Annotated in this window: 22 protein-coding genes; 10 read left to right on the top strand and 12 right to left on the bottom strand. The window is 71.1% G+C overall.

Annotated features, from left to right (window positions below):
- Positions 1–390: 390 nt before the first annotated feature.
- The 6 genes from ACWDX9_RS26485 to ACWDX9_RS26460 form a co-directional block, all read right to left on the bottom strand.
- Positions 391–2,667 carry a ComEC/Rec2 family competence protein gene (locus tag ACWDX9_RS26485; RefSeq protein ID WP_449958366.1) on the bottom strand — a complete coding sequence of 759 codons (2,277 nt, stop codon included), beginning with the start codon at positions 2,665–2,667 and terminating at the stop codon, positions 391–393.
- Positions 2,668–3,436: 769 nt separating this feature from the next.
- Positions 3,437–3,850, bottom strand: a complete 414-nt coding sequence (locus ACWDX9_RS26480) for a helix-hairpin-helix domain-containing protein (protein ID WP_449958362.1) — start codon at positions 3,848–3,850, stop codon at positions 3,437–3,439.
- A 1,373-nt stretch (positions 3,851–5,223) separates the two neighbouring features.
- Positions 5,224–6,036: a DegV family protein gene (locus tag ACWDX9_RS26475; protein WP_449958359.1), complete on the bottom strand. Its 813-nt coding sequence runs from the start codon at positions 6,034–6,036 to the stop codon at positions 5,224–5,226.
- 14 nt (positions 6,037–6,050) lie between these two features.
- Entirely contained in the window at positions 6,051–7,259 is a 1,209-nt protein-coding gene (gene hutI / locus ACWDX9_RS26470; RefSeq protein ID WP_350724877.1) for an imidazolonepropionase, read from the bottom strand.
- A gap of 626 nt (positions 7,260–7,885) precedes the next feature.
- Positions 7,886–9,304 carry a GTPase HflX gene (hflX, locus tag ACWDX9_RS26465; protein ID WP_449958357.1) on the bottom strand — a complete coding sequence of 473 codons (1,419 nt, stop codon included), beginning with the start codon at positions 9,302–9,304 and terminating at the stop codon, positions 7,886–7,888.
- 84 nt (positions 9,305–9,388) lie between these two features.
- Positions 9,389–10,081: a DUF4097 family beta strand repeat-containing protein gene (locus ACWDX9_RS26460; protein WP_449958355.1), complete on the bottom strand. Its 693-nt coding sequence runs from the start codon at positions 10,079–10,081 to the stop codon at positions 9,389–9,391.
- 153 nt (positions 10,082–10,234) lie between these two features.
- On the opposite strand from ACWDX9_RS26460, the gene aceB reads away from it, so the two are divergent.
- From aceB to ACWDX9_RS26425, 7 genes are read left to right on the top strand one after another with little or no spacing between them, the layout of a single operon-like run.
- The gene (gene aceB / locus ACWDX9_RS26455) at positions 10,235–11,812 is read left to right on the top strand and encodes a malate synthase A (protein ID WP_449958352.1); all 1,578 of its coding nucleotides are present in this window, start codon (positions 10,235–10,237) and stop codon (positions 11,810–11,812) included.
- Positions 11,813–11,839: 27 nt separating this feature from the next.
- A complete protein-coding gene (locus ACWDX9_RS26450) occupies positions 11,840–13,276 on the top strand; it encodes an FAD-linked oxidase C-terminal domain-containing protein (RefSeq protein WP_449958391.1) in 1,437 nt (478 codons plus the stop codon).
- Positions 13,276–14,451 (top strand): FAD-binding oxidoreductase, encoded by a 1,176-nt coding sequence (locus ACWDX9_RS26445; protein WP_449958350.1) that lies wholly within the window; start codon positions 13,276–13,278, stop codon positions 14,449–14,451. The genes ACWDX9_RS26450 and ACWDX9_RS26445 overlap by 1 nt, the downstream gene beginning before the upstream one ends.
- A gap of 1 nt (position 14,452) precedes the next feature.
- A complete protein-coding gene (locus ACWDX9_RS26440) occupies positions 14,453–15,655 on the top strand; it encodes a (Fe-S)-binding protein (protein WP_449958347.1) in 1,203 nt (400 codons plus the stop codon).
- The gene (locus ACWDX9_RS26435) at positions 15,652–16,404 is read left to right on the top strand and encodes an IclR family transcriptional regulator (protein ID WP_364240095.1); all 753 of its coding nucleotides are present in this window, start codon (positions 15,652–15,654) and stop codon (positions 16,402–16,404) included. The genes ACWDX9_RS26440 and ACWDX9_RS26435 overlap by 4 nt, the downstream gene beginning before the upstream one ends.
- A gap of 19 nt (positions 16,405–16,423) precedes the next feature.
- Positions 16,424–16,636: a DUF2277 domain-containing protein gene (locus tag ACWDX9_RS26430; RefSeq protein ID WP_138672144.1), complete on the top strand. Its 213-nt coding sequence runs from the start codon at positions 16,424–16,426 to the stop codon at positions 16,634–16,636.
- Positions 16,637–16,694: 58 nt separating this feature from the next.
- Entirely contained in the window at positions 16,695–18,596 is a 1,902-nt protein-coding gene (locus tag ACWDX9_RS26425) for a hypothetical protein (protein ID WP_449958343.1), read from the top strand.
- Between the two features lies 1 nt (position 18,597).
- On the opposite strand, the gene ACWDX9_RS26420 is transcribed toward ACWDX9_RS26425, so the two are convergent.
- On the bottom strand, positions 18,598–19,584 hold the full coding sequence (locus tag ACWDX9_RS26420; RefSeq protein WP_449958340.1) for a helix-turn-helix transcriptional regulator: 987 nt from the start codon (positions 19,582–19,584) through the stop codon (positions 18,598–18,600).
- A gap of 178 nt (positions 19,585–19,762) precedes the next feature.
- Here ACWDX9_RS26420 and ACWDX9_RS26415 point away from each other — a divergent pair, with 178 nt between their 5' ends.
- Positions 19,763–20,443, top strand: a complete 681-nt coding sequence (locus tag ACWDX9_RS26415; protein ID WP_350724858.1) for an HNH endonuclease family protein — start codon at positions 19,763–19,765, stop codon at positions 20,441–20,443.
- Between the two features lie 42 nt (positions 20,444–20,485).
- Positions 20,486–21,274: an endonuclease/exonuclease/phosphatase family protein gene (locus ACWDX9_RS26410; RefSeq protein ID WP_355201750.1), complete on the top strand. Its 789-nt coding sequence runs from the start codon at positions 20,486–20,488 to the stop codon at positions 21,272–21,274.
- Between the two features lie 57 nt (positions 21,275–21,331).
- On the opposite strand, the gene ACWDX9_RS26405 is transcribed toward ACWDX9_RS26410, so the two are convergent.
- Genes ACWDX9_RS26405 through ACWDX9_RS26395 form a run of 3 tightly spaced genes read right to left on the bottom strand, consistent with a single transcriptional unit; the run spans position 21,332 to position 23,668 of the window.
- Positions 21,332–21,673, bottom strand: a complete 342-nt coding sequence (locus tag ACWDX9_RS26405) for a PepSY domain-containing protein (protein WP_449958338.1) — start codon at positions 21,671–21,673, stop codon at positions 21,332–21,334.
- Between the two features lie 35 nt (positions 21,674–21,708).
- Positions 21,709–22,947 carry an ATP-binding protein gene (locus ACWDX9_RS26400; RefSeq protein WP_449958335.1) on the bottom strand — a complete coding sequence of 413 codons (1,239 nt, stop codon included), beginning with the start codon at positions 22,945–22,947 and terminating at the stop codon, positions 21,709–21,711.
- A gap of 40 nt (positions 22,948–22,987) precedes the next feature.
- Complete coding sequence (locus ACWDX9_RS26395; RefSeq protein ID WP_449958332.1) at positions 22,988–23,668, bottom strand: response regulator transcription factor; 681 nt, start codon at positions 23,666–23,668, stop codon at positions 22,988–22,990.
- A 94-nt stretch (positions 23,669–23,762) separates the two neighbouring features.
- Between ACWDX9_RS26395 and ACWDX9_RS26390 the strand changes: the two genes are divergently transcribed.
- Positions 23,763–24,218, top strand: a complete 456-nt coding sequence (locus tag ACWDX9_RS26390; protein ID WP_449958329.1) for a hypothetical protein — start codon at positions 23,763–23,765, stop codon at positions 24,216–24,218.
- Positions 24,219–24,227: 9 nt separating this feature from the next.
- Here the strand turns inward: ACWDX9_RS26390 and ACWDX9_RS26385 are convergent, their stop codons facing one another.
- Together ACWDX9_RS26385 and ACWDX9_RS26380 are read right to left on the bottom strand one after the other, a co-directional pair.
- Positions 24,228–24,986: an SDR family NAD(P)-dependent oxidoreductase gene (locus ACWDX9_RS26385; protein ID WP_449958326.1), complete on the bottom strand. Its 759-nt coding sequence runs from the start codon at positions 24,984–24,986 to the stop codon at positions 24,228–24,230.
- Between the two features lie 94 nt (positions 24,987–25,080).
- Positions 25,081–26,787: tetratricopeptide repeat protein (locus tag ACWDX9_RS26380; RefSeq protein WP_449958323.1), on the bottom strand; the 1,707-nt coding region annotated here is incomplete at its 5' end.

Below are 26,787 nucleotides of genomic sequence, written 5' to 3'. Positions count from 1 at the left end.
AGCTGAGGGTGCGCCACCCCCTGCACCCACCAGACCGCAGCTGCAGGTGCGCCACCCCCTTGCACCCACCAGACGGACCAGGTGCCTCTGGACACGCTCACCTGAGGACCCGCGATCCAAGGCGGAACCGCCCGCTCCGGGCACCGTGGCGGGGACGGGCTGTGGAGGCAACGGGCTGTGGGGGCCACCGGTTGGCGGGCCACGGGCTGTGAAGGCAACGAGCTGTGGGGGGCCACGGGCTGGAGAGCCACGGGGTGCAGGGCCATGGGGACTGCGGGCCACGGGGACTGCGGGCCACGGGGACTGCGGGCCACGGGGACTGCGGGCCACGGGACAACGGGCCACGGGACAACGGGAAACCACGGACCACAGGGGCGACGGGTATGGGGACTACGGGCCGCGGGGAACCACTGCCATCCGCCCCTCCCGCTCCACGATGGCAAGGTCGCCGGACTGGTCGGTCCGGTAGATGCTGGCTCCCAGCCGACGCAGGATGGCAAGCGTGGACAAGGCGGGATGGCCGTAGTCATTGTCGGCGCCCACGCTGATCAAGGCCGCCCGTGCGCCGACAGCCGACAAGAAGGCCGGGGATTGCCGGTTGGACCCATGGTGCGGAGTCTTGAGGATGTCGGCCTGTACCGCCGTCCGGCGCAACAGCTCATCCTGCGCCTCCGTCTCCAGATCACCGCTGAGCAGAACGGATCCGGACCGCCAGCGTACGTGGACGACGACGCTGGAGTTGTTGATTGCGCTTCCCTCCCCTTGCCCACTCATCTCACCCAAGGCGGGGTCGGGACCGAGCACGGTCAGCTCTGACGGGCCGAAGCGCCACCGAGTTCCGGGTGAGGCCGTCCATTCCGGTATCCCACGGCGTGCCAGCGTCGCCGAGAGATGCGCGATGGCTCTCGCGTTCGGGGGCTGCGGGCTGACGACCACGGCGCCGACGCGCCGGTCGCGGAGTACGCCGGGGAGGCCGTTCACATGGTCGGCGTGCGGGTGGGTGAGGATCAGGAGGGGGACGTCGTCGACGCCGATCCTGCGCAGGCACCGATCCATGACGATCGGATCAGGCCCGGTGTCGACCACGATCCCTCTTCCCGGTCCCGCCGCCACGACCAGCCCGTCCCCCTGCCCAACGTCACACATCACCATCAACCACCCCTTGGGCGGCCAGGAGCCGACGATAGGCGGGATCACCAGTACGGCGACCAAGACCGCACCGACCACGGCCATCGCCACGGCCCTCCACGCCCTGCGCCGCAGGATCGGCACGGCGATGGCCACCGCGAGCAGCAGCAACCCCAACCCCGGGAGCCCGCCTGGCCACGGCACGGTGGCGAAAGGCAGGTTCACTGCCCAGCGGGCGACGATGATGATCCACCCGACTGCATAACCGGCCGGGACGACGAGAAGCTCCGCGCCGCCGGGCCATACGGGCGCCACCAGGGCGGCACCGAAACCGAGCAACGTCGCGGGGGCCACCGCCGGGGCGACGAGCAGGTTGGCGATCACAGCGACGGGCGTCAACTGCCCCGACATCAGCACCAGAATGGGCGTCACCGCCACCTGCGCGGCCACCGGTACGACAACGGCCTCAGCCATCCAGCGCGGCCACCGATACGGCACCCTGAAGCAGCCTCCAGTCGTCGACGGCAGAGCCCGCTCTGACTTGAGATCAGGATTCGACTGCAGGCTGTGGTCCGGATGCAGGCTGTGGTCCGGGCGGGAGGCGTGTTGTCGCCGCAGATCTAGCTCATCCTGTGGGTCACGGTCAGGGTGCTTACTGTCTTTTGTGTTGTTCTGACCGTCGGTGTCGTCCTCGGCTTTTGGGGGTGACAGGCGGTCGCGCCAGCGTGGGGCGAGGACGAGGATTCCGGCGGTGGCCGCCACCGAGAGGGCGAAGCCGTACGAACGGGCTAGTTCTGGGGCGAACAGCACCAGGAGGAGGACCGTTGCCGACAGGGCCGCGAGGCCGTCCTTTGCTCGGCCTGTGCCCAGGGCAATGGCGGCGGCAAGGCCCATCAGGAGGGCGCGTAGAACGCTTGGCGAGGGGCGGGCGACCACGGCGAACGCGAGCATCGCGATGGCAGCGAAGACAGCCCTCACCGGGAGGGAGAGCCCGATGAGGCGGGAGAGGGCGAGGGCGGCGCCTGCCACGATTGCGAGGTTTGCTCCGCTCACTGCGTTCAAGTGGCTCAGGCCGGCCTCCTTGAGGTCGGACGACACTTGGGGATCCATGCGTGAGACGTCGCCGACGACCAAACCCGGCAGGAGGCCTTGCTGGTCGGTGGGGAGGGTGGCGGCGGCTGCCCGTAGGCCCGACCTGAGGCTGCCCGCTGCTGTTTGGAGCAGGGACGGAGGCGTCAGGACTCGTGGCGGACCTTGCACCAGGAGGATGGCTGCGACGAGGTCGCCTGGGGTTGGCTTGGCCAGGCGACCGGTCACTTCTACGTGCTGGCTGGGGAGCAGGGTGCTCCAGTCGTGGCCGTTGGCGAAGACGGTGATGGGGACGTTGACGGCCTGGCGGTTGCCGGCTGTTTGGATGATCTTCAGGGTGGCCGGGGTCACGTAGCTCTCTTGGTTGAAGTGACCGCTTCTGTTTTGTCTGCGCTTGGGGTCGTCCGTTAGGGCGATCTGGGCCTTGATAGAGGTGTTCTTCTTGGCCAAGTCGGCTGTTGGGCCGGTGGTCAGGGCGTGGACTCTGAGGGCTATCGACGCTGAGGCAGCGGCCGCGCAGATGAGGGTGGCAATGGTGATGTTGCGCCAAGGGGTGGGGTGAGGTGGTCGCCGTGATTCCCGTTGGGGGTGCGGGCTCCGATGCTGGTCGGAAGGGAGGCAAGGTTCTCGCCACGTCTGCGGGGGTCGGGAGGGTGGATCCCATGCAGGGTGGCGGCCAGTGTCGGTGGGTGACTGTGAACGTCCATCCGTGGGCCACGGATGCCGATCCGTGAGCTTGGCGAGCTTGCTGGCCAGGCTCGTCAGCAAGATCGGTGAGTGGGTGGGCCAGGGCCAGATGCGGCTCGCGCGGCGCTGGGCGGCCAAATCCTCGCACCGGGTGGCTGGGTCCCTGTGTTGGGTGGTCCGGGTGGTGGGTGCTTGCTGGGATGGGAGGCGGGTGCGCCGCAGTATGGGTCGGGCGGGCCAGGCTACGGCTGCGGCGGCCAGGGCTGTGGACAGGGTGACGATCAGGGCTGTGCGGGCGGAGCAGCCGATTAGGACCAAGGCACTTGCCCAGGCGGCCAGTGCGGGGAGGATGAGGGGCCAGGTGTGTTCACGCTGGGCAGTGTCGGGATCGGGGTGAGTGGCTCCGGTGTTCGTGCTGGCGCCGTCGGAAGACCGGGCACCGTCGGAAGACCGGGCGCTGTCGAGTGGAGAGTTGGTGTTGTTTCGGTTTGGGGGTGTTGGGCGGGTGTCGTCGGTACGCGGGGTGGCCATGTCAGACGCGGACCTTTGGCTTGAGTTCTTCGTACTTTCGTGGGCCTATGCCGGTCACCTCGCGTAGTTGTTCGACGGTGGTGAAGCCGCCGTGAGTGTCTCGGAACTGGGCTATGCGGGCTGCCAGGACTTCGCCCACTCCTGGGAGTTGTTCGAGTTGGTCGGTTGTGGCGGAGTTGAGGTCGAGCAGGGTAGTGGCCGGGTCTGCGATGGGTGAAGCTTGGGTTGCCTGGCCGGTGGGGGTGCCTACGACTATCTGTTCGCCGTCGATCAGGCGTCTGGCGAGGTTGAGTGTGCCTGTGGAGGCGCCGCGGGAGACTCCTCCGGCTGCTGCCACCGCGTCTGTGACTCGGGCGCCTGTTGGGAGTAGGTAGACGCCCGGTTTGCGGATCTTGCCGGTGACGTGGACGGTCACCTTGGCGACGGCGGTGGGGGACGGCGACCTCGGTGGGTGTGAGATCGGGGTGGGGGGTGGCAACGGCTCCGGTGAAGGCTGGGAGCGCCAGAGGAAGAACGCTGCTACGGCTGCGGCGAGGGCTCCCAAGACCAGCAGGACTCGGAGGCCGGGCTTGCCTGGGTCGAGGGCTGGGGCCTGGGAGGTGAGGGCTGCGCGGAATGCTTGGAAGGTGGGTGGGACGGGGGCGGGTCCGCGCTTTTGGTCGGGTGGTGGTGATGCGTTTGATCGTTGGTTGGGGATTTGGTGGGGTGCGCGTGAGGTGACGGCATCAGCATGGTCATGCCCCTCTGGAGGTGTTCTTGAGGGAGTGTCGTTCCAGCGGCTTTCCTCGCCCTCGCCTGATGCTGCGGGTGCAGGGTCCTCCCAGCGGGTTCCGTGGCGCAGGGTGAGGGCGGCATCGTCCCAAGCTTCTCTCTCACGGGGTTCGGTTGAAGGCTGTCCGGGTTGTTGTGCTGAGTCGTGGGTCCGTGCATGGGCCCCGGCCGCCGGCTCGGTCATGGCGCCTGTGAGCCGACCGAGAGAGCGGCGGGAGCGGCGGGTAGGCGCGGTGATCGACCGTAGCCGGGATTCGGCTATGGTCCGCTCCGCCGTGGGGTCGGGGGTTCGCACGGCTGAGAACGTAGATCCTCAGCGGTTCTCGGGGAGGTCCCGAACCGCATTCTGGGGATGGGGCGGGAGATGAGCGAAGGGGGTGTGGACAACCAGGCCGGCATGATCAAGGTGAGCGTGCACGTAAGCGAGCTGAGGATCACGCTCAGGAGGATGCGGGCAGGGTGTGGTAGGACTGCGCACGAGGCTGAAGGGTCATGCTGAGCGTCGCAGGGCTGAGGGGTGTTGTGCTGGGGGTCGCCGAGTTGGACGGGCACGCTCGGCCTCCTCAGGGCCGACCGGCTCTGCTGGGCCTCGCAGGGCTGGGAAGCCGTGGTACTGCCCATCGCCGGGCAGGAGGCGCACCCTCGGCCGCCTCAGGGCCGAAGCGCTCTGCAGGGCGTCGCAGGGCTGAAGATGCCGAGTGTTGCTGGGCTGAGGGCCATGCTCGGCGTCGGAAGGCTGGGGGCCTGCTGGTCGTCAGGGCCGAAGAGCCATGCAGGGCCTCGGATTAAAGGGTCCTGCTGGGCCTCGGAGAGTTAACTGCCGGGCATCTGATGGCTGAGGGTGCTGTTGGGCGGCCTCTGACGGCTCAGGCTCTGCTCGGGCGTGCAGGCCTGAGGGTTCTGCTGGATGTCGCAGGGCTGACCGTTCTGCTGCGCTTCAGGGGGTGAGGGGCCTGCTGGGCGACGGGGGTACCAGTCCCTCAGGCGAGGTGGTGTGCGTGCGGCTTCGGCGAAAGATCAGGGGGTGCCGGATGTGACCGTGAGGCCCAGCATGCCGGGCCCCACGTGGACGCCGATCACCGCCCCCACCTCCACCACCCGCAGCTCCACCAGCCCGGCCAGCCGCTTCGGCAGGCGTTCTGCCAGGGCCTCGGCGCGGTCGCTCGCCCCCAGATGCTGTACGGCGACCTCCACGGGCCCCTCGCCCGCAGCGTGGACGGCGAGGTCCTCCAGACGGGCGATGGCGCGGGAGGACGTGCGGACCTTCTCCAGGAGCGAGATGCGGCCGTCCACGATGTGGAGCAGCGGCTTGATCATGAGGGCCGAGCCGACGAGGGAGGCGGCGGTGCCGATGCGGCCGCTGCGTCGTAAGGCGTCGAGGGTGTCCACGTAGAAGAACGTCCGGGTGGTCTCCATGCAGCGGCGGGCCGCCGCCGTCACCACCTCCAGGGCGGCTCCGCGAGCGGCGGCGCGGGCGGCGGCCAGGACCGGGTAGCCGAGGCCCATGGCGATCGAGCGGCTGTCGATCACTTCCACGGGCACGGGCGCATCGGACGCGGCCGCCTGGGCGGAATCGGCGATGCCGGACATATCGCGGGAAACGTGGATCGAGATGATTCCGGTCGCGCCCGCGGCCGCCAGGGAGGCGTAGCAGGAGGCGAAGCTCTCCGGGGCGGGGCGGGAGGTGGTGGCCGTGGTGAGGTCGCCGGTGAACAGCGGCTCGTCGTACGAGACCCCGCCGGCGATCACCTGGACGGGGACGACCGTGACACCCGGGACGGCAGGCAGGTAGGCGGTCGAGTCGGTGACCACGGCGACCGAGGGCGGCATAACCCCGAGCGTAACTACTGGACCGGCGTCCCACCCCGCCACACGCGGCGCGGCTTGAGACCGAAGGACCAGGCGAAGGCGCCCTCGTGGTCGGCGTCCCACTGCACGATGTCGGCCAGCCGGCCCGGCGCCAGGACGCCGCGGTCGGGAGCGCCCAGGACGGTGGCGCCGCCGAGGGTGGCCGCGCGCAGCGCGTCGTTGACGCTCATCCCGAACGCCGACACCGCCATGGCGATGACCAGGGACATCGAGGTGATGCCGCAGAAGCCGGGGTTGTGGTCGCTGCCGAGGGCGATCTGGACGCCGTGCTTGATCATCTGGCGGACCGGCGGGAGGTGGCCGCGCTGCAGGGCCGTGGCCGGGCAGACGACGGCGGGCACGCCGTAGCGGGACATGATCGCGATGTCCTCGTCCGACATGTGGTGCAGCCCGTCGGCGGAGGCGCAGCCGAGCTCGGCGGCCAGCTGGACGGCGCCGCGGCGGCTGAAGATGCCGGCGTGGATGCGCGGCAGGAGCCCGACGTTGCGGCCCGAGGCCAGCACCCAGCGGGACTCCTCGGTGGTGAAGTGGCCCTCGTCGCAGTAGACGTCGACGCTGTCGGCGCCCGCCGCGGCGGCGTCGGCGCACCAGGCGCCCACGGCCTCGACGTATTCGCGCTGGCGGCCGAAGTATTCGGGTGGCACCACGTGCGCCGCCAGGAAGGTGACGTGCACCCGCGGCATCATCGGCTCCTTCTCCAGCTCGCGCAGGAGCCGCACGTCGGCCAGCTCGCCGTCGCGGGTGAGGTGGTAGCCGGTCTTGGCCTCGACCGTGGTGGTGCCGCTGAGCAGCCAGCCCCGCAGCCGCTCGCGCACGCCGTTGCACAGGGTCCACGGGTCGGTGCCGCGGGTCACGGTGACCGTGGAGCCCACGCCGCCGCCCGCCGCGGTGATCGAGGCGGCGCTGGAGCCGCCGGTGCGGATGGCCAGCTCGGCGTAGCGGTTGCCGGCGTAGACGGGGTGGGTGTGGGCGTCGATGAGACCGGGCGTGACGAGAGCGCCGCCGAGGTTTTCGACGTGGTCGACGTCGACGATGTCGTCGACGACTCCGGGGACGCTCTGCGGGAGGTCGGGCGCACGCCCGACCCACGCGATGCGGTCGTTGTGCACGAGGATGGCGGCGTTGCTGAGGACCTCGTTACCGGTCCACAGGCGGCCGATGTTGGTCAGCAGTCGAACGGTCACCGCATCACCGCCCTGCGTGAGCCCCCGCCCGCGCACCGGCATGGGCGCAGCGCACAGCTCAGGGGCTGTGCCGCGCCCACTGAGTCCGCTCCGGGTCCGGACGACATGGGGGGTCTCCTGCTCTCATCCGCATCGAGTTGTGCGGTGACCGTATCGCCAGAGTCATGATCCGGCGATTTCAGTTCAGTTACGTTATTTCACAGCTGGGCTTGCTGTACAGGGTTATTCGGAAGAAAGACCACTGATCCCAGCCGTCACCCAGCCCCACCTCGTCCCCAAGGCCCCCGTTGACGACTTTGATCACAAGAGTCATCATCCGAAACCTAGACCCAACCCTAGAAACCCGACCGCGTAAGGGGTCTGGCCGATTCTAGCAATCCCAGGGTTCGGGGACCACTGCCGCTTTTGGGTGACCATGCGTGCTTTGCGGCGAGGGCCACCCCACAACGTAACGTTCGCCGCCGACGTTCCAGCCTGCCACACGCCGCCGTCGCGCCCGACCGGTGTCATCGTTCGCCGACTGTCACGGCAGTCCCGCCCGGACGTGCTCGGCCGGGCGACCCCACCGTACCGCTTGTGTGGGAGTCGCCCGGCCGCAACGACGGACCCGGGGGGTGACCGGAGGGTTAGAAGACCCGCTCCACGGGCTTGCCGACCCGCTCGAGCTCCTGCCACAGGCTGGGCAGCACCCGGGCGTGCAGGATCGTGCCGTCCTCCACGTGCTCCACGGAGAGCACCTCGCCCTCCTTGTGGGCCCGGGAGATCAGGTCTCCCCTGTTGTACGGCACCAGCAGCTGGATCTCGTGGTCCAGCCGGGGCAGCTCCCGCTCGATGACCGCCATCAGCTCGGGGATGCCGCGGCCGGTCCGCGCCGACACCACGACGCAGTCGCGCTCGCGCCGCATGATCCGGTCGATCACGTCCTGCTCGGCCGCGTCGGCCTTGTTGATCACGACGATCTCGCGGATCTCGGAGGCGCCATCGATGTCGGCGAGCACCTCGCGCACGGCGGCCAGCTGGCCCTCGGGGTCGGGGTGCGAGCCGTCCACCACGTGCAGGATCAGGTCGGCCTCGGCGACCTCCTCCAGCGTCGAACGGAACGCCTCGACGAGCTGGTGCGGCAGGTGCCGCACGAAGCCCACGGTGTCGGCGATCGTGAAGAGCCGGCCTTCGGCCGTGCGCGCCCGGCGTACGGTCGGGTCGAGGGTGGCGAACAGCGCGTCCTCCACCAGCACCCCGGCTCCCGTGACGCGGTTGAGCAGCGAGGACTTGCCCGCGTTGGTGTAGCCGGCGATGGCCACGGCGGGAACCTCGCGCCGCTGGCGCTGGTAGCGCATGGTGTCGCGCGAGGTGGACATGCCGCTGATCTGGCGGCGCAGCTTGGCCATGCGCTCGCGGATGCGGCGCCGGTCCAGCTCGATCTTGGTCTCACCGGGGCCACGGCCGCCGATGCCGACGCCGCCCGCGGCGCGACCGCCGACCTGCCTGGACAGGTTGCCACCCCAGCCGCGCAGGCGGGGCAGCAGGTATTGGAGCTGTGCCAGCTCGACCTGGGCCTTGCCCTCGCGGCTCTTGGCGTGCTGGGCGAAGATGTCGAGGATCAGGGCGGTGCGGTCGATGACCTTGACCTTGACCGTCTCCTCGAGCTGGCGGAGCTGGCCTGGGGTCAGCTCGCCGTCGCAGATCACGGTGTCGGCGCCGGTCGACTCGACCACGTCGCGTAGCTCGAGCGCCTTGCCCGAGCCGATGTAGGTGGCGGGATCCGGCTTCTGGCGGCGCTGGATGAGGCCGTCGAGCACCTGCGACCCAGCCGTCTCGGCCAGGAGCTTGAGCTCCAGCAGGGAGTTTTCCGCGTCGTCCACTGTGCCTGACGTCCAGACGCCGACGAGGACGACCCGCTCCAGCCGCAGCTGCCGGTACTCGACCTCGGAGACATCCTGGAGTTCGGTGGAGAGGCCCGCCACGCGGCGCAGCGCCTGGCGCTCCTCGAGGTCCATGTCGCCGGTCTCGAACTCGTCGAAGTCGAGCGCGGTGTAATCGTGCATTCGTGTCATCTCTATTAGGGAACGTCTGGACACCTCGGTGTCTTCCCACGATGGTGGCACGACACCCCCGCCACAATCACCCCCTTATCCGGCAGCCACCGTGACGTCGCCGGATCCGGCCTTGAGCGAGATCTTGTGGGGAGACGAGCTGTCCTTCTTGACCGAGACGTTCGCGTCGCCGGACCCCACCTGGGTCTTCACGTCGTAGGCCCCGTCGGGCACGCGGAGCACGACGTCCCCGGAGCCGGCCCGCAGATCGGCGCTGTCGGGCACGGAGGTGTACTTGAGCTCGATGTTCCCGGACCCCGCCTCCGCGACGACCTTCTTGCCCGCCAGCTCCGCGGCGTCGAGGTCGCCGGAGCCGACGTGTACGCCGAGCTCCCCGGTCAGGCCCCTGAGCGTGATGTTGCCCGAGCCGTTGTCCAGGTCGACGGTCAGCCCCTTGGGGATCTCGATCTTGTAGTCGACGCTGCAGCTGCCCAGGCTCGACGGGCAGTCGTACGAGAGGCGCAGCGCGCCGCCCTCGACGCCGTGCTCCGGCTTCGGCTTGTCGTCGCCGCGCCAGCGCAGCGTCTCGGTGACGCGTACGGCGCTGCCGCCGGTCTCGGTCACCTCGGTATCGCCCGCGCCACTCTTGACCTGCAGCCTGGCGACCTTGTCCGTCACCTCGTACGACGCGGTCTCCTCGCTGCTCGGGCCGGCGATGCTCGCCATCCCGCACCCCGTCAACATCAGCGTGGAGGCCAGCAGCCCGCCCGCGATCGCGATGGTCTTCATGCCCCCAATCCTGTCCGGGAAGAACCCCGGTCACATCGGGGATGCCCCCGACGACTCCCCGAAGGAACCCCAACCTTTGACCCGGGACTACCAGGGGAGTAACTTCACTTCCACAATCCAGAAGTCATTTTCCACGAAGCGGAAAGGCACCCCATGGAGATCACCGGCCCGATGCTCGACCGGTTCGACGAGATCCTCACTCCTGAGGCGCTCGATTTCGTGGCGACTCTCGAGCGGGAGTTCGGCGCCAGGCGGCTGGAGCTGCTGGAGGCCCGTCAGGCGCGGCAGGCGGAGCTGTCCGCGGGCGGCCTGCTCGACTTCCTGCCGGAGACGAAGCAGGTCAGGGAGGCCGACTGGCAGGTCGCGCCGCCCGCGCCCGGTCTGGAGGACCGCCGGGTGGAGATCACCGGCCCGGTCGACAAGAAGATGACCATCAACGCGCTCAACTCCGGCGCCAAGGTCTGGCTGGCCGACTTCGAGGACGCCAACTCTCCGCTCTGGGAGAACTGCGTGAGCGGCCACCTCAACCTGCGCGACGCGCTCGACCGCGCGATCGACTTCGAGACCGGCGGCAAGTCGTACGCGCTCAGGCCCGACGACGAGCTGGCCACGGTCGTCGTGCGCCCGCGCGGCTGGCACCTGGACGAGAAGCACGCCCAGGTGGACGGGCAGCCGGTCTCGGGCTCGCTGTTCGACTTCGGGCTCTACTTCTTCCACTGCGCCCAGCGGCAGATCGACAAGGGCAAGGGCCCGTACTTCTACCTGCCCAAGATGGAGTCCCACCTGGAGGCGCGGCTCTGGAACGACGTGTTCACCAGGGCTCAGGAGCTCCTCGGCATCCCGCACGGCACGATCAGGGCGACCGTCCTCATCGAGACCTACCCGGCCGCGTTCGAGATGGAGGAGATCCTGTACGAGCTCCGCGACCACTCGGCGGGACTCAACGCGGGCCGCTGGGACTACCTGTTCAGCGTGATCAAGAAGTTCCGGACCCGGGGCCGCGAGTTCCTGCTGCCCGAGCGGAACGCGGTCACGATGACGGCCCCGTTCATGCGCGCGTACACCGAGCTGCTGGTGCGCACCTGCCACAAGCGCGGCGCGCACGCCATCGGCGGGATGGCGGCCTTCATCCCCTCGCGGCGCGACCCCGAGGTGAACGCCGTGGCGCTGGAGAAGGTGCGGGCGGACAAGACGCGCGAGTCGGGCGACGGCTTCGACGGCTCGTGGGTGGCGCACCCCGACCTGGTGCCGGTGTGCCGTGAGGTGTTCGACGGCGTGCTGGGGTCGCGGCCCAACCAGCTCGACCGGCTGCGCGAGGACGTCAACGTGACCGCGGCCGAGCTGCTGGCCGTCTCCGAGACGCCGGGCGAGATCACCGAGACCGGGCTGCGCAACAACGTGGACGTGGCGCTGCGCTACCTCGCCGCCTGGATGGGCGGCCTGGGCGCGGTGGCGATCCACAACCTCATGGAGGACGCGGCCACCGCCGAGATCTCGCGCTCGCAGATCTGGCAGTGGATCCACAACGACATCACGCTCGCCGACACGGGCGCCCAGGTGACGAAGGAACTGGTCGAGCAGATCATCGCGGAGGAGCTCGCCAGGATCGCCGAGGAGCCCGGCCACGACGACAAGCTGTACGGTCAGGCGACCGCGCTGTTCAAGCAGGTGGCGCTGGACGACGACTTCGCCGAGTTCCTGACGCTTCCCGCCTATGCTCAAATGCCGTAGAACTAGGAAAAAGAGGGGGATCGGGTGCTGGAAACGCTGACAGCGGCCCTGCGCTCGCTGCTGCCCCATGACTCGGTGATCACCGATCCGGTACGCCTGCGCACGTACGAGTGCGACGGCCTCACCTACCACCGGGCGACCCCCGGCGTGGTCGTGCTGCCCGACACGGCCGAGCAGGTCGCCCGCGTGGTACGCGCGTGCAACGACTTCGGCGTGCCCTTCGTGGCCAGGGGCTCGGGCACCGGCCTGTCAGGGGGCGCGCTCCCCCGCGAGGACGGCGTGCTCATCGTCACCTCCAAGATGCGCGGCATCCTGGAGATCGACTTGGACAACCGCCGGGCGGTCGTCGAGCCCGGCGTCACCAACCTGGCCATCACCGAGGCCGTGCGCGACCGGGGCTACTACTACGCGCCCGATCCCTCCAGCCAGCAGGTCTGCTCCATCGGCGGCAACGTCGCCGAGAACTCCGGCGGCGCCCACTGCCTCAAGTACGGCTTCACGGTCAACCACGTCGAGGCCTGCGAGATCGTCACCCCCGACGGCGACCTGGTCACGCTCGACCGCATGGACCCCGGCTACGACCTGCTGGGCGCGTTCATCGGCTCCGAGGGCACGCTGGGCATCGCCACCAAGATCACGGTACGCCTCTGCCGCGCGCCCGAGGTCGTGACCACGGTGCTGGCCGCGTTCGAGAGCATCGAGCAGGGCGGCCAGGCCGTCTCGGCGATCATCGGCGCGGGCATCGTGCCCGCCGCGATCGAGATGATGGACGCGCTGGCCATCGAGGCGGCCGAGGCTGCCGTCGCCTGCCGCTACCCCGAGGGCGCGGGCGCCGTGCTGATCGTGGAGCTGGACGGCCCGCGGGCGGAGGTGGACGAGCAGTTCGCCCGGCTCACGGAGATCTGCTCGGGCGCCTTCGAGCTGCGGGTGGCCGCCGGCGCGGACGAGCGGGCGGCGATCTGGAAGGGCCGCAAGTCGGCGTTCGCCGCCGTCGGGCGCATCAGCCCGGCCTACATCGTGCAGGACGGCGTCGTGCCGCGCACATCCCTGCCCGGCGTGCTGGCGGCCATCGACCGGCTCTCGCACGAGCACGGCATCAGGGTCGCGAACGTCTTCCACGCGGGAGACGGCAACCTGCACCCGCTCGTGCTGTTCGACGACGCGGAGCCGGGGGCCGGCGAGCGGGCCGAGGTGGTCTCCGGGGCGATCCTCGACCTGTGCATCGAGCACGGCGGCTCGATCACGGGCGAGCACGGAGTCGGGGTGGATAAATCCCGCTATATGCCGAAGATGTTCAGCGCGGACGACCTGGACACCATGCAACTCGTCCGGTGCGCGTTCGACCCCCGCGGCCTGTCGAACCCGGGCAAGGTGTTCCCCACCCCGCGCCTGTGCGGCGAGGTGCCGGGAGTGCGCAAGGGCGTGCACCCGCTGGTGGAGTCGGGGAAGGCGGAGCAGTTCTGATGCTGGCCGACACGGGGGTGACCATCAGGCGGGCGGACGCCGACGACGCCGTCAACGGCGTGCTGCCCCGCTGGGTCGCCCTGCCCGAGACGGTCGAGGAGATCTCGGCCGTGCTGCGGGCCTGCGCCGAGCAGGACCTGGCGGCGGTGCCCGCGGGCGGCGGCACGAAGCTGCACTGGGGCGCCCCGCCCGAGCGCTGCGACGTGCTCATCGACCTGTGCTGCATGAACTCCCTCATCGAGCACGCCGCCGGCGACCTCGTCGTGCGCGCGCAGGCCGGGCTGACCATGGACGCGCTGGCCGCCGCGCTCGCCGAGCAGGGCCAGGAGCTGGCGCTCGACCCGCCGTTCAGGGAGCACACCACGGTCGGCGGCACGCTCGCCACCGCGACGGCGGGCCCGCGCGCCTTCCGGTACGGCACCGCCCGCGACCTGCTCATCGGCATCACGGTCGTGCTGGCCGACGGGACCGTCGCCAGGTCCGGCGGCCGGGTGGTCAAGAACGTCGCGGGCTACGACCTCGGCAAGCTCTTCACCGGCTCGCAGGGCACGCTCGGCGTGATCGCGGAGGCCACGTTCCGGCTGCACCCGCGGCCCGTGGAGCGGCGCTGGCTCGTGGCGACCACCGAACCGGCCGACGACGTGCTGCTCCGCCTGGCCGCCTCCCAGGCCGAGCCGTCCGCCGTGGAGATCGACTGCCCCGACGGCAAGGAGGCGACGGTCGCGGTGCTGGTGGAGGGCTCGGCGGCCGAGCAGCGCGCGCTGGCGCTGCGCGAGGTGCTGGGCGAGGGCACGGTCACGGCTGAGGCGCCGGAGTGGTGGGGGCTGATCCTCAGGGACGACGTGCTGCTGGAGGCCCGGTTCCCGCCCGCGCGCGCGGCCGGGGCGCTGGCCGCCGCCGGGGAGGCCGGGTTCGCCTTCCGCGGGTCGGCCGCGGCGGGGCGGGCGTACCTGGAGCTCTGGGGCGAGGTCTCGCAGGAGGAACTGGCGGCGACCGTCACCCTGCTGCGGGGCCGGATCGAGGCGCTGGGCGGGCGGCTGAACGTGCTGGCCACGCCGTACGAGGGCGTCGACAGGTGGGGGCAGGTGAGCGGGCTGCCGTTGATGCGGCGGGTCAAGGAACGGTTCGACCCCGGGCGCAGGATGTCTCCCGGCCGGTTCTTGGGAGGCATTTGACATGGACCCGGAGCTGATCAACGACTGCGTGCACTGTGGGTTCTGCCTCCCCACGTGCCCGACGTACGTGCTGTGGGGCGAGGAGATGGACTCGCCGCGCGGCCGCATCCACCTGATGAAGCAGCACGTCGAGGACACCCCGGTCACCCCGGAGATGGCCGGGCACTTCGACGCCTGCCTGGGGTGCATGGCGTGCGTCACGGCCTGCCCGTCCGGGGTCCGGTACGACCGCCTGATCGAGCAGACCAGGGCCGAGGTGGAGCGCACGCACGTGCGGGATCCGCAGGAGCGGGCCGTGCGCGGGATCGTGTTCAGCCTGTTCCCCTATCCGCGCAGGCTGCGGCTGCTGCGGCCGGGGATGTGGCTGGCCGAGCGCCTGGCGCCGTTCCTCGCCAGGGCCGATCCGAGCCTCGGCGCCATGGCCGCGCTCGCGCCGCGCGTCGAGCACCGGCAGCGGATGCCGCGCGTCGTCAGGGCCAGGGGCGAGCGTCGGGCCGTGGTGGGCATGCTCACCGGATGCGTGCAGGGCGAGTTCTTCCCCCAGGTGAACGCGGCCACCGCGCGGGTGCTCTCCCTGGAGGGCTGCGACGTGGTCATCCCGCGCGGTCAGGGCTGCTGCGGGGCGCTCAGCGTGCACTCCGGGCGCGAGGATCAGGCCAGGCGGCTGGCGCGCCGCACGGTCAGGACGTTCGAGAGGGCCGGGGTCGACACCGTCGTGGTGAACGCGGCCGGCTGCGGCTCGTCGATGAAGGAGTACGGCGAGCTGCTCGGGCGCGAGCCGGGGTTCAGGGTGGTCGATCTGTCGGAGTACCTCGCCGAGCTGGGGCCCGTGGCCAAGCGGCACCCGCTGCCGCTCACCGTCGCCTACCACGACGCCTGCCACCTGGCCCACGCCCAGGGCGTGCGCGCCCAGCCGCGCGAGCTGCTGAGCGGCATCCCCGACCTGGTGGTCCGCGAGATCCCCGAGTCGGCCATCTGCTGCGGGTCGGCGGGCACGTACAACATCTTCCAGCCGGAGGCCGCCCGCGACCTCGGCGACAGGAAGGCCGGCGCGGTCGCCACGACCGGCGCCGAGCTGCTGGTCTCGGCCAACCCCGGCTGCACGATGCAGATCGCCGCGGCCATGCGGCGCGCCGGCTCGGACATCAGGGTGGCCCACACGGCCGAGGTGCTCGACGCTTCGCTGCGCGGGGTAACCCTATGAGCGTTCAGTCGGTGGAGCGGGCGCTGGACGTGCTGGAGGCGCTGGCCGAGCACGGGGGTGAGGCGGGCCTGTCGGAGATCGCCGCCAGGACCGGCCTGCCGTACGGGACCATCCACCGGCTGCTGCGCACCCTGCTCGCCCGCGGCTACGTGCGCCAGGAATCCGACAAGAGGTACGCCCTGGGCGGCGGCCTCGTGCGGCTGGGCGGCATCGCCGAGAGCATGGTGGGCGTGTGGGCGCAGCCGTACCTGACCAAGATGGTCGAGCTGTCCGGCGAGACCGCCAACCTGGCCGTGCTCGAAGGCGACTTCGTCGTCTACGTGGCGCAGGTGCCCTCGCCCCGCAGGCTGCGGATGTTCGCCGAGGTGGGCCGGCGGGTGCTGCCGCACAGCACGGCCGTGGGCAAGGCGCTGCTGGCCGGGCGGCCCGCGGCCGAGGCGGTGGCCGTCTTCGAGCGCACCGGCATGCCCCGGCGCACCCCCAACACGATCACCGACCTGACGGCCATGCTGGCCGAGCTCGAGCTCGTCAGGGCCCAGGGTTACGCCATGGACCTGGGCGAGGAGGAGCTCGGCGTGCACTGCCTGGCCGTGCCCGTGTGGGACGGCGAGCGGGTGGTGGCCGCGATGTCGGTCTCCGGGCCCGCCGAGCGGATCGACGCGATCGACCGCGACGACCTGGCCGAGGGCATGCGCAAGATCGCGCTCGACTTCGGCAACGAGCTCGGCCCGGCGGTCGACGCACGCTGAACGAAGTTACGGTTAGGGCATGTGTAGAAGCATCAAAACCCTGCGCCCCCCGTTCACCGAGAGCGTCACCGAAGAGGACGTGCGGGCGGCGGCCTTGCAGTACGTCAGGAAGATCTCCGGCTTCCGCGCGCCCGCCGCGCACAACGCCGAGGCGTTCGACCGGGCGGTGGAGACGATCACCAAGGCGTCGGAGGAGTTGCTCGGGGCTCTCCAAGTTCGCGGATCGCGTTGACAGGCACCCGCGGTCGGTGAAGTGTTCCCTCGTGTAGGCCCCGAGCGAGGGAGCGCCCATGATCAGCGGGTTGTACCAGGGACAGGACGGCGACTCGCAGCTGGCGCTCCGGGTCGACGTCGACGGGACCAGGCCCACCGGGCGGGTGAGCGGCGACCTGTTCACCGTGGCGGGCGCGACGACCTCCTACGCCGGCTCGTTCGTGGTCAACGCGCCCACTGTGCGGGAGTCCCGGATCCAGGGGCGCGGGGTCTTCACGTTCGACACTCCGGTGAAGGACGTGAGCGTCACGGTCGCCGACGGGTCGGGCACGGCCGAGGTCGCGGGGCGCACGTACCAGGTGGCCTTCGCCTCTCCGTACTTCCGCAGCGTGCTGCTGGAGCAGGACTCCGTGATCGGGACCGTGCCGTTCGTGTCGTACCGGACCGGCACGCTGCCGGGGCCGGGCGGCTCGCCGGCCAGGGAGCTGAGCGTGGCGTCGGCGTACGCCGAGGCGGGCATCGAGCTGACCCTCGCCCAGCCGAGGGTGATCCCGGTGGACGGGTCGGGCGCGGACCTGGCGTGGGACGACGCCGAGCTGCATCACGCGATGACGCAGCAGTTCAGCGGGTTCGGCGACGCGCCGGCCTGGCGCGTGTGGCTGCTGGTGGCCAGCAAGCACGTGGGCGGCTACCGGGGCATCATGTTCGACTACAACGACGCGCACCAGCGGCAGGGGTCCGCGGTGTTCTACGACGTGATCAAGGGGACCACGCCGCAGGCGCAGCGGGCGCAGCTGCGTACGTACGTGCACGAGCTCGGGCACGCCTTCAACCTGCTGCACTCCTGGCAGAAGAACCTCGGCACCCCGCCCCAGCCGCTGGGCCCCGACGGCGGCTTCGGCGACCTGTCGTGGATGAACTATGTGCAGAACTACCGCCCAGGCGGCGAGCCAGGTTACTGGGCCGCCTTCCCGTTCCATTTCACGGACCCGGAGCTGATCCACCTGCGCCACGGCTTCTACCGTGACGTGGCCATGGGCGCGAACGCGTTCGGCACCGGCGCCGCCGAGATCGCGCCGTTCGAGCAGCCCGTCGAGGACCGCTCCGGGCTGCGGCTGGAGCTGCGCGCCAAGGAGTCGTTCGAGCTGGGCGAGCCCGTCGTGGTCGAGTTCAAGCTGTCCTGCGCCGGCGAGCCCCGCGTCACGCACGGCCACCTGCACCCCGACACCGAGTTCACCCAGGTGTCGATCACGCAGCCGGGCGGCAGGACCGTGCTGTACCGGCCGATGATGCGGCACTGCGTGGACGCCTCGCCGGAGATCTGGCTGGACGAGGGCAACCCGGCCATGTACCGCAGCGCGTACATCGGGCACGGCCGCGACGGGCACTACTTCCAGCAGCCCGGCGAATACCACGTGCGCGCCCAGTACATCGCCGCGGACGGCTCCCGCATCGTCTCCCCCGCGTGCCTGGTCAGGGTGCGCTTCCCGGTCAGCCGCGACGACCACCAGGTGGCCGAGCTGATGCTCGGCGAGGAGCAGGGACAGCTGTTCTCGCTGCTCGGCTCCGACTCGCCCGCGCTGCGCTCGGGCAACGAGGCCCTGGACGAGGTCATCGACCGGTACGGCGCCCACCCGCTGGCCGTCTACGCCCGCATGGTCAAGGGGCTGAACGCCGAGCGCGAGTTCAAGGCGGTGACGGCGGGCAAGCGGCTGCGTGTCCGGCCGCCGGATCCCAAGCAGGGCATCGAGCACCTCAGCCAGGTCGCCCGCGACGCGAGCATCGACAACATCACCCTGAACCTGGTGATGCGCCGCCTGGCCAGGGCCGAGGCGCGGCAGGGAGACCTGGACCGGGCGAACGCGGTGATGGACCAGATGGTCGCCACGTTCCAGGCCAAGGGGGTGAACCCCGTCGTCCTGGGGCAGATCCAGCGCCAGGCGGAGCTGACGAAGACAGCCCTGAGCGCGGAGGCCTAGATCATTCGAGCAGGCGGTGCTGGGCGGCGAGGAAGCCCGCGTGGAAGCGGGTCCTGGCGTCCAGGCGCTCGCACAGCATCTGCACTCGGCGCTGCACCGTACGCGGGCTGAGCCCCAGCTGCCTGGCGATGGCGTCGTCCTTCATCCCGGCCGCCAGCAGCGCCAGCACCTCCGTGTCGGGCGTGCGCGGCCACACCTCGGGCTCCAGGCCGTCCGCGGCGGTCAGGCGGAGCGGCACGGCGGCCCGCCACAGCGTCTCGAACAGCCCCACCAGCGCGTCCAGCAGCGCGGACGGGTGCACCACGAGCGCGCTCTCCACGGCCTGGTCCTCGTCGGAGACCAGGGGCAGGATGGCCGTGCGGGCGTCGGCGATGGCCAGCTTGACCGGCACCTGCCCGAGCCTGGCCTCCTCGCCGTCGGCGATGGCCCGCCGCGTGTGGGCCAGCATGCCGGGGTGCTCGAACGCCTGCGGACCGTAGATGCCGCGAATGGGCGCCCCCTGGCGGGCCGCCCGCCTGCGGTTCTCCCGGTCGTCGCTGACATCCACCGCGTACGGCGGATGCACCAGCACGAGCATCTCCCGCGTGGCGTTGCGCTCCAGCTGGAGATAGCGGCGGGCCACGGCGTCGCGCCCGCTCACCACCTCCAGCACCTCCTCCGGGTGCGGCCCGTTGCGCTCGGCGACCTCGGTGGCCAGCAGCGCGGCGGCGGCCCTGCTGTGCGCGATCTCCTCCTGGCGGCGCGCGACGAGGATGTCGATGGCGACGTTCGGCGGAGTGGCGATCAGCCGCAGCGGCCGGCCGGCCACGCGGGAGATGAGGCCGAGGTCCTCCAGCCTGGGCAGCATGCGGCGGATGGCCGCGGCGGACGAGCCGGTCTCGGCGGCGAGCTGGCTCAGCGTCGCCGGTCCGTGCCTGAGCAGCGCGCGATAGGCGGTCTCCTCGGCGACGGTGACGCCGAGCCCCTCCAGCAAGCGCCGCTGCGCCATGTCCCCTCTTTCCGACATGCCATGATCCACGTTCAGATTAAGGCAGCCTTGCCCGGAGGTGCACAGGGGCCCTATCCACGGCAAAACGCTGAAGTGGGCACCCTGGGCGCGTGATAGGGCCTTTTATGGGCACTTGACCTAGACTTTACGAAGGTTCGACGAAGTCTGGGGAGTGGGCGTGGGGCGGCGGGTTCGGGCGTTCATGGCCGGTGCGGCCACGGTGGCGGTGCTGGCGGGCTGTGGCGGGCTGCAGGGGCAGTCCTCGGCCGGTACCGACAAGGGGGGCAAGTCCGACTCGGTGTCCGTCTCGGACGCCCGCAAGAAGCTCGCCAAGTTAACGGTCAAGGGCCGGGCCCCGAAGACCGGGTTCGACCGGGACAAGTTCGGCCCGGCGTGGTCGGACGTCGACCACAACGGCTGCGACACCCGTAACGACATACTCAAGCGGGACCTGGTGGACGAGAAGTTCAAGGCCGGGACCCACGACTGCATCGTGCTGAGCGGCACGCTCCACGACCCGTACAGCGGCAAGACGATCAACTTCAAGCGCGGCCAGGACACCAGCACCGCCGTCCAGATCGACCATGTGATCCCGCTGTCGGACGCCTGGCAGAAGGGCGCGCAGCAGTGGGCGGCGGACAAGCGCAAGGAGTTCGCCAACGACCCGCTGAACCTCATGGCCGTCGACGGCCCGCTCAACGGCCAGAAGAGCGACTCCGACGCCGCCACCTGGCTGCCGCCGGTCAAGTCGTACCGGTGCACCTACATCGCCCGCCAGATCGACGTGAAGACGAAGTACGCCGTCTGGGTGACGTCGGCGGAGAAGGACGCCATGGAGAGCATCCTGTCGAGCTGCTGAAGATCTATACGAACAGTCACGCGGTCCGTAAGATCCGGCGGCATGCATGCGACAAAACGGATCAAAGTGATGATGGCCGCGGCGGTCACGGTGCTCGCCTCCACCGCCCTGCCCGTCCCGGCGCACGCCACGACGAACCTCGTGGTCCTCGACTGGAACGTCGCGGGCGACACCGCCGACATGAAGGCCATCGCCGCAGTGATCCGCGGCAGCGGCGCCAACATCGTGACCGTGCAGGAGATCCACCGCAAGCCGGAGGCCGACCAGGTCAAGCAGTTGGCGGACGAGCTCGGCTGGGACATCACGGCCAACGCCCACTTCGGCGCGGGCGACAATCCCGGCCCCTGCGACGATCCGCAGCCCGGCAAAGCGGGCAACGCGATCCTGTCCTCGTTCAAGATCCTCGAGCGCGTGACGATCCCGATCAGCGACTTCGAGACCTGCCCGGTCAACCGCTCCATGGCCGGGGCCAAGCTCGACCTCGGCGGCGGCTCGACGATCACGGTGTTCACCACCCACCTGTCCCCCGGCCTGTCGGCCACCTCGGTGGCCCGCCGCGAGGCTCAGGCGGACAAGGTGCGTAATTACCTCGCCAACCGGTCCCCGCTGATCCTCACCGGCGACTTCAACGCGCCGCCCACGGACGCGCTGTCGAAGAAGTTCGTGAGCGCGGGCTGGGTGGACACCGGCGCCAGGTACGCCAACCAGCCGACCCACGGGGACGCCCGCATCGACTACATCTACACCAAGGGCGTCACCACCACGAGCGGCTCCGTCCTGTCGAGCACCCTGTCCGACCACCGTCCGGTCGTCATGAAGATGACCCGCTGACGGCCGGAAGGCCCACCGCCGCGCGCGGTGGGCCTTCCGGCGGCCTAGGGGATGCCGTCAGTCGTCGTCGTGGTCGTCGTGGCCGTGGTCGTCGTCCCTGTCCGTCTGGTGCTTGATGACCTTGCCGGTGGCCGCGTCCACGTCCAGTTCGTGCCGTTCCGTGCCCTTGGTCAGCTCGACCTCCCACGCGTCGGGCCGCGTGCCCCTGCGCTGGTAGTCGACCTCGCTGACCCAGGCCCCGGCCACCTCCTTGTGCGCGATCTCCATGGCCTGCTCGGCCGTGACCTTGGGCGCGGCGGCCGTGGACGTGGACGTGGTGGCGGCGAAGGCGACGCCCCCGCCCGCGACCAGCGTGACGATCCCGGCACCGACGACGATGAACTTCTTCGTGATCTGCATGACTCCACGAAATCGCGATCGCCGATAATCGCGCGCTAAGCACCGGTTAAGACCATCTCCACCCGCGCGCCGCCCCCTTCGGGCGTGGAGACGGCCAGGTGGCCGCCCGAGGACTCGGCGGTACGGCGGGCGATGTCGAGGCCGAGGCCGGTCGAACCGCCTCCGCTGTTGCCCCGTTCCAGCAGCTCCGGGTCGAAGCCCGGCCCCGAGTCCTCGACCGCCAGCACGGCCCCCGACGGGTGCGGCGTGAGCCGTACCGCCATGGAGGCCCCTTCCGGGGTGTGCGCGAAGACGTTGCCGAGCAGGGCGTCCACGCAGGCCGCGAGCTCCTCGGCGCTCACCGCGACGGGCAGCGGCCCGTCGGGCAGCGAGATCGACACCTCGCGGCACTGGTCCTCCGCCAGCACCGACCAGAACCGCACCCGCTCCCCCACCACCGCCGCCGCGTCGCACGACGCGCGCCCGGCCGAGCGGCGCCGCGCGTCCGTGATGACGGCGCTCACCGCCCGTTCCAGGGCGTCCACGCGGGCCTGCAGCCGCGCCGCCTCCTCCGGGTCCCGCAGCGACTCGGCGTCCAGCCTGAGGCCGGTCAAAGGGGTACGCAACCGGTGCGACAGGTCGGCCACCGACTCCCGCTCCGCCACCAGCAGCTCGTCGATCCGCCCCGCCAGATGGTTGAGCGCCAGCGCCACCGACCGCACCTCGGGCGGCCCGCCCGGCTCCGCCCGGGCCGTCAGGTCGCCCCCGGCCAGCCGGTGCGAGACCCGGGCCAGCCCGTCCACCGGCCGCGTGACGGCCAGCGCCAGCCGGTCCGCCAGCACGATCCCCAGCACCACCAGGACGATCCCCAGCACGAGCAGCCCGAGCCACGCCTCGCGCACGCCCTTCGTCAGCTCCGCGTCCGGCACGAACACCCTGATCACCGCCGTCCCCCCGGACGACTGCGCGGAGACCAGCACCTCCCTGCCGCCGGAGGCCACGGCGGTGACGCTGCGCCCGGTCGCGGCCAGGCGCACCGCGTCGGTACGGGCCGCCGCCGCGCCCACCGTGCGCCCATCCGGCAGGAACACCGTCACCGGACGCGGCACCTGCGCCATCGCCAGCTCCAGGTCGGGCGTGCCCACCGCGACCGCCACGGACTCCGCTGCGGCGGTCGCCCTGCCCATCGCGCCGTTCTCGGCCACGGCCCGGATGAGCAGCGCCATCGGCACCAGCAACGCGACCAGCACGAGGGACGTCGTGGCCGCCACCAGCAACGCCAGCCACCGCCTCACGCCCGCCCCCTCCACGTCCCTGCGGCCGCCGTCACCCGCGTCATGACGGCTCGACCAGCTTGACGCCGACCCCGCGCACGGTGTGCAGGTAGCGGGGCTCCGCGGCCGTCTCGCCCAGCTTCCTGCGCAGCCACGACAGGTGCACGTCCACGGTCTTGTCCGCGCCCCCGTACGGCAGCTGCCACACCTCCGTCAGCAGCTCCCGCTTGGTCACCACCTCACCGGGCCGCGCGGCCAGATAGTGCAGCACGTCGAACTCGCGCGGCGTCAGATCCAGCGCCGCCCCGTCGAGCGTGGCCGTACGCGCCCGCGGGTCCACCCGCAACTCCCCCACCGCCAGCGCCGGCTCGGGCGCCGACCCCCCGGCCCGCCGCAGGACGGCCCGCACCCGCGCGTCGAGCTGCGCCGCGCTGTACGGCTTGACCACGTAGTCGTCGGCCCCCGCGTCCAGCACCGGCACCATCTCGGCGTCCCCGTCACGCGCGGTCGCCACGATGACCGGCACCCTGCTGACCGCCCGCAACATCCGCAGCAGCTCCACCCCGTCCAGATCCGGCAGACCCAGGTCGAGCACGATCAGGTCGGGACGGTCCTGCACGGCCAGCCGCAGCCCGTCCAGCGCCGTCGGGGACGAGGAGACGGCGTGACCGAGCTCGCGCAGGCCGCGGCTGAGCGCCGTACGGATCGCCACGTCGTCCTCGATGAGCAGGATGTCAGCCATATACAAGAACGTAGACGGTCGATGACGATGCCCCGAGCAGCCTTAGCACCGCCTTAACCTGGCGTTAGCCGTACATGGGGGATGGTTGTCGACCATGAAGAGACTCGTGCTGGCCTGGGCCGCCACCGCCGTCGCCGCGACCGGCGCGGCCGTGGCGGTGCTCACCCTGCTCGGCACCGGCCTCACCGGCGACTCCGGCCACGTGCTCAGCCCTGCCGAGGTCCGCGCCGCCCTGAACACCGCCACCCAGCGCGCCACCGGCACCCCGGCCGGCACTCCGGCCGGCGAGGCCACCCCGACGGCGGGGACGCCGCCGCAGACGGCCCAGGGCAAGCTGATCCGCACCGCGGGCGGCACCGTGATCGCCTCGTGCGAGGGCGACCTGGTCACGCTGCGCTCGTGGAGCCCGGCCCAGAACTACTCGGTGGACCAGGTCGAGCCGGGGCCCGCCCGCAAGGCCAAGGTGGAGTTCGAGCCGGAGGAGGGCGCGGAGGTCGAGCTCAAGATCGAGTGCTCGGCCGGCCGGCCGGTGACCAGCTTCGGTTCGTAGCCACCCGCGTCAGGTGAGCAGTACTCCGCCGTCCACCGGAAGCGTCACCCCGGTGATGTACGAGGCCGCGTCGCCGGCCAGGAAGACCGCCGCGGCCACCAGCTCCGCCGGATCGCCCGGCCGCTTCATCACCACCCTGGACTCGACGACCGCCTCCACGTAGCCGGGCTTGAACTGCTCGGTCATCTCCGAGTGGAAGAACCCCGGCTCCAGGCAGTTGACCCGGATGCCGCGCCGGCCGGTCCACTGTTGCGCGAGGTCCCGGGTGAGGCCGATGATCGCCGCCTTCGAGGCGCTGTAGGCGGCCTGGGGCAGCCCGGCCGTGGTCTCGCCGAGGATGCTGCCGATGTTCACGATCGACGAGCCGGGTCGCATCACGCGCGCGCATGCCTGGGCCATCCAGTACGTGCCGAGCAGGTTGACGTCGATGACCTGCCGGAACTCCTCGGGCGTCTCCCGCAGCGCGGGCACGGCGGTGCCGATGCCGGCATTGTTGATCAGCACGTCCACGGCGCCCATGGCATCGACGGCGGCGGTCACCAGCGCGTCGCAGTCCTCCGGACGCGCCACGTCCGTCTGCACGGCCAGGCACCGGCGGCCGGTCTCCTCGACCAGCCGCTGCGTCTCCTCCAGCCGGTCGGCACGCCGGGCCCCGATCACGACGTCGGCGCCGGCCTCCGCGAGACCACGGGCGAACGCGACACCCAGCCCCGAGGAGGCGCCGGTGACGATGGCCACCTTGCCGTCGAGCGCGAACCGCTCCAGCACGTCACATCCGCCTTCCCGCTCACCTACCCGCGCCACTTCCCGGGGAAGGGCACCACGCGCGGGTGATGCCCTTCCGGGGCAGGGGACGCGGCCGTCAGAGGCCGTATTCCTTGACGATCCGCTCGTGCCGCTCGACCTCGACGTCGATCTCGCGGGCCAGGTCGAGCCAGGCCAGCGGGTGCACCCACCGCTCCGTGGCGTCGTCGAGCAGCGCGTCGACCTCGGAGGGCGACACGTTCGGCGGGACCGCGACCCAGCCGAACACCCCGGGCAGCGCCTCACCCGAGCTCGGGTGGGTGATGGTGTAGTTCTCGTCGCTGTAGACCCACATGGGCCAGCCGCGCTCGGCCATGACCTCGGTGAACTCCGCCCAGTCCTCCTCGCTCGGCGCGGCGCCGTCGAAGAAGTAGCTGGTGTAGCCGCCGGGCCGCAGGATGCGCACCGCCGCGAACGGCGGCACGAAGTTCTGCTGCTCCTGCGGGTCGTCGGGCACCGGCTCCAACAGCTGCGGGTCGAAGACGACGAGGTCGCCGGCGTTGTAGTCCATGCCGCGCGGCTGCGGCAGGGCGAGCCGGGCCGTGGCGGGGCCGGTGCGGATGGACAGCACCTGGCGCTGGCCGCCGTCGGGCGCGGGGAGGATGAGGCGGATGAGGCCCATCTCCTCCTCGATCGGGCCCTCCTTGGACTTGATCGGCATGCCGATCTTGGCCGCGCCCTTGCGTACGGTGTCCCAGTCCTCCGCCGAGGTGGCCATGACGATCATGCGCCAGACGTCCTCGTCGGCGAGCTCGTCGATCACCTCCAGCAGCACCTCCGCGGCCCTGGAGTTGGCGTCGAGCTGCTGGGCGGCGCCGGACAGCAGCCGGCGGGCCTCGATCCCGGCGCCGGCCGCGACGGCGTGCTCGGCGGCCTCGACCGTCTCCTCCCAGCGCTCGCGCGCGCTGTGCAGCCGGGCCAGCGTGAGGTGCTGGGCGGCGTGCGGCAGCATCGCGGCCATCTGCTCCAGCCGCTCGTCCTGGCGGGCCTCGACGAGCAGCGTGGTCAGGTAGGCCACGTCGTCGGAGTCGGCGGTGGCGATGTCGCCGGTGTCGACCAGCATCTTCCAGTAGATGTCGGCGCCGGTGGCGGGGTAGCCGAGGAAGCCGAGCGTGGTGGTGTGGCGGCGGGTGGCCTCCAGGTCCTCCCCGGACAGCGGCGCCAGCCAGCCGACCCACCGCTCCGGGTCGGCGTTGAAGCCGTCGGCGGCGTCGAAGAGGCCGACGCGCTCGCCGAGCGGGCCCGGGGCCTCGGGCTCGGAGGTGGCGTCGGCGGCGGCCCGCAGGGCGGCGACGCGGTCGGCGACACCCTCGGTCTCGCGCAGCTCGGCGGCGGCGGACTCGGTCAGGTCGGCCAGCAGCCTGGCCTGCCACACGCCCTGCCTGGCGATGGCCAGGTCGCCGGCGACCAGCGCGAGCTCGACGCGGGCGCGGTAGCCGCCCATCATGCCGAAGTAGTCGATCCACTGGCGCAGCACGCGGCCGAGCTGCCAGGTGTTGGTGATCTGGGACGAGCCGGCCAGCTTGCTGACCGCCTGCGACCACTCCACGAACACGCGCGGGTGCTCGCCGACCACGTCGAGGTCGGGCAGCGCGTCCACGGCCTCGGCGGTGCGGCCGAGCGTGGCGAGGATCAGGGCCCGGCGCACGCCGTCGCGGTGCTCCTTGGCCACCGGGTCGTCGGCCTGGAACTCGGCCGCGGCCTGCAGCGCGTTGAGGGCGTCCTCGGCGCGGCCCGCGGCGAGCAGCGCGCGGGCGCTCTCGGC

It is taken from the genome of Nonomuraea sp. NPDC003201 (assembly GCF_053590415.1).
Note: the sequence above shows the minus strand (reverse complement) of the source record. Positions and strands in the feature narration are given on the sequence as shown.

Excerpts from the sequence above, each read along its gene's own strand:
- ACWDX9_RS26475 (WP_449958359.1), bottom strand. The coding sequence starts at position 6,036 with ATGCCGCCCTCGGTCGCCGTGGTCACCGACTCGACCGCCTACCTGCCT.
- hflX (WP_449958357.1), bottom strand. The coding sequence starts at position 9,304 with ATGCACGATTACACCGCGCTCGACTTCGACGAGTTCGAGACCGGCGAC.
- ACWDX9_RS26460 (WP_449958355.1), bottom strand. The coding sequence starts at position 10,081 with ATGAAGACCATCGCGATCGCGGGCGGGCTGCTGGCCTCCACGCTGATG.
- aceB (WP_449958352.1), top strand. The coding sequence starts at position 10,235 with ATGGAGATCACCGGCCCGATGCTCGACCGGTTCGACGAGATCCTCACT.
- ACWDX9_RS26445 (WP_449958350.1), top strand. The coding sequence starts at position 13,276 with ATGCTGGCCGACACGGGGGTGACCATCAGGCGGGCGGACGCCGACGAC.
- ACWDX9_RS26440 (WP_449958347.1), top strand. The coding sequence starts at position 14,453 with ATGGACCCGGAGCTGATCAACGACTGCGTGCACTGTGGGTTCTGCCTC.
- ACWDX9_RS26435 (WP_364240095.1), top strand. The coding sequence starts at position 15,652 with ATGAGCGTTCAGTCGGTGGAGCGGGCGCTGGACGTGCTGGAGGCGCTG.
- ACWDX9_RS26430 (WP_138672144.1), top strand. The coding sequence starts at position 16,424 with ATGTGTAGAAGCATCAAAACCCTGCGCCCCCCGTTCACCGAGAGCGTC.
- ACWDX9_RS26425 (WP_449958343.1), top strand. The coding sequence starts at position 16,695 with ATGATCAGCGGGTTGTACCAGGGACAGGACGGCGACTCGCAGCTGGCG.
- ACWDX9_RS26420 (WP_449958340.1), bottom strand. The coding sequence starts at position 19,584 with ATGGCGCAGCGGCGCTTGCTGGAGGGGCTCGGCGTCACCGTCGCCGAG.
- ACWDX9_RS26410 (WP_355201750.1), top strand. The coding sequence starts at position 20,486 with ATGCATGCGACAAAACGGATCAAAGTGATGATGGCCGCGGCGGTCACG.
- ACWDX9_RS26405 (WP_449958338.1), bottom strand. The coding sequence starts at position 21,673 with ATGCAGATCACGAAGAAGTTCATCGTCGTCGGTGCCGGGATCGTCACG.
- ACWDX9_RS26395 (WP_449958332.1), bottom strand. The coding sequence starts at position 23,668 with ATGGCTGACATCCTGCTCATCGAGGACGACGTGGCGATCCGTACGGCG.
- ACWDX9_RS26390 (WP_449958329.1), top strand. The coding sequence starts at position 23,763 with ATGAAGAGACTCGTGCTGGCCTGGGCCGCCACCGCCGTCGCCGCGACC.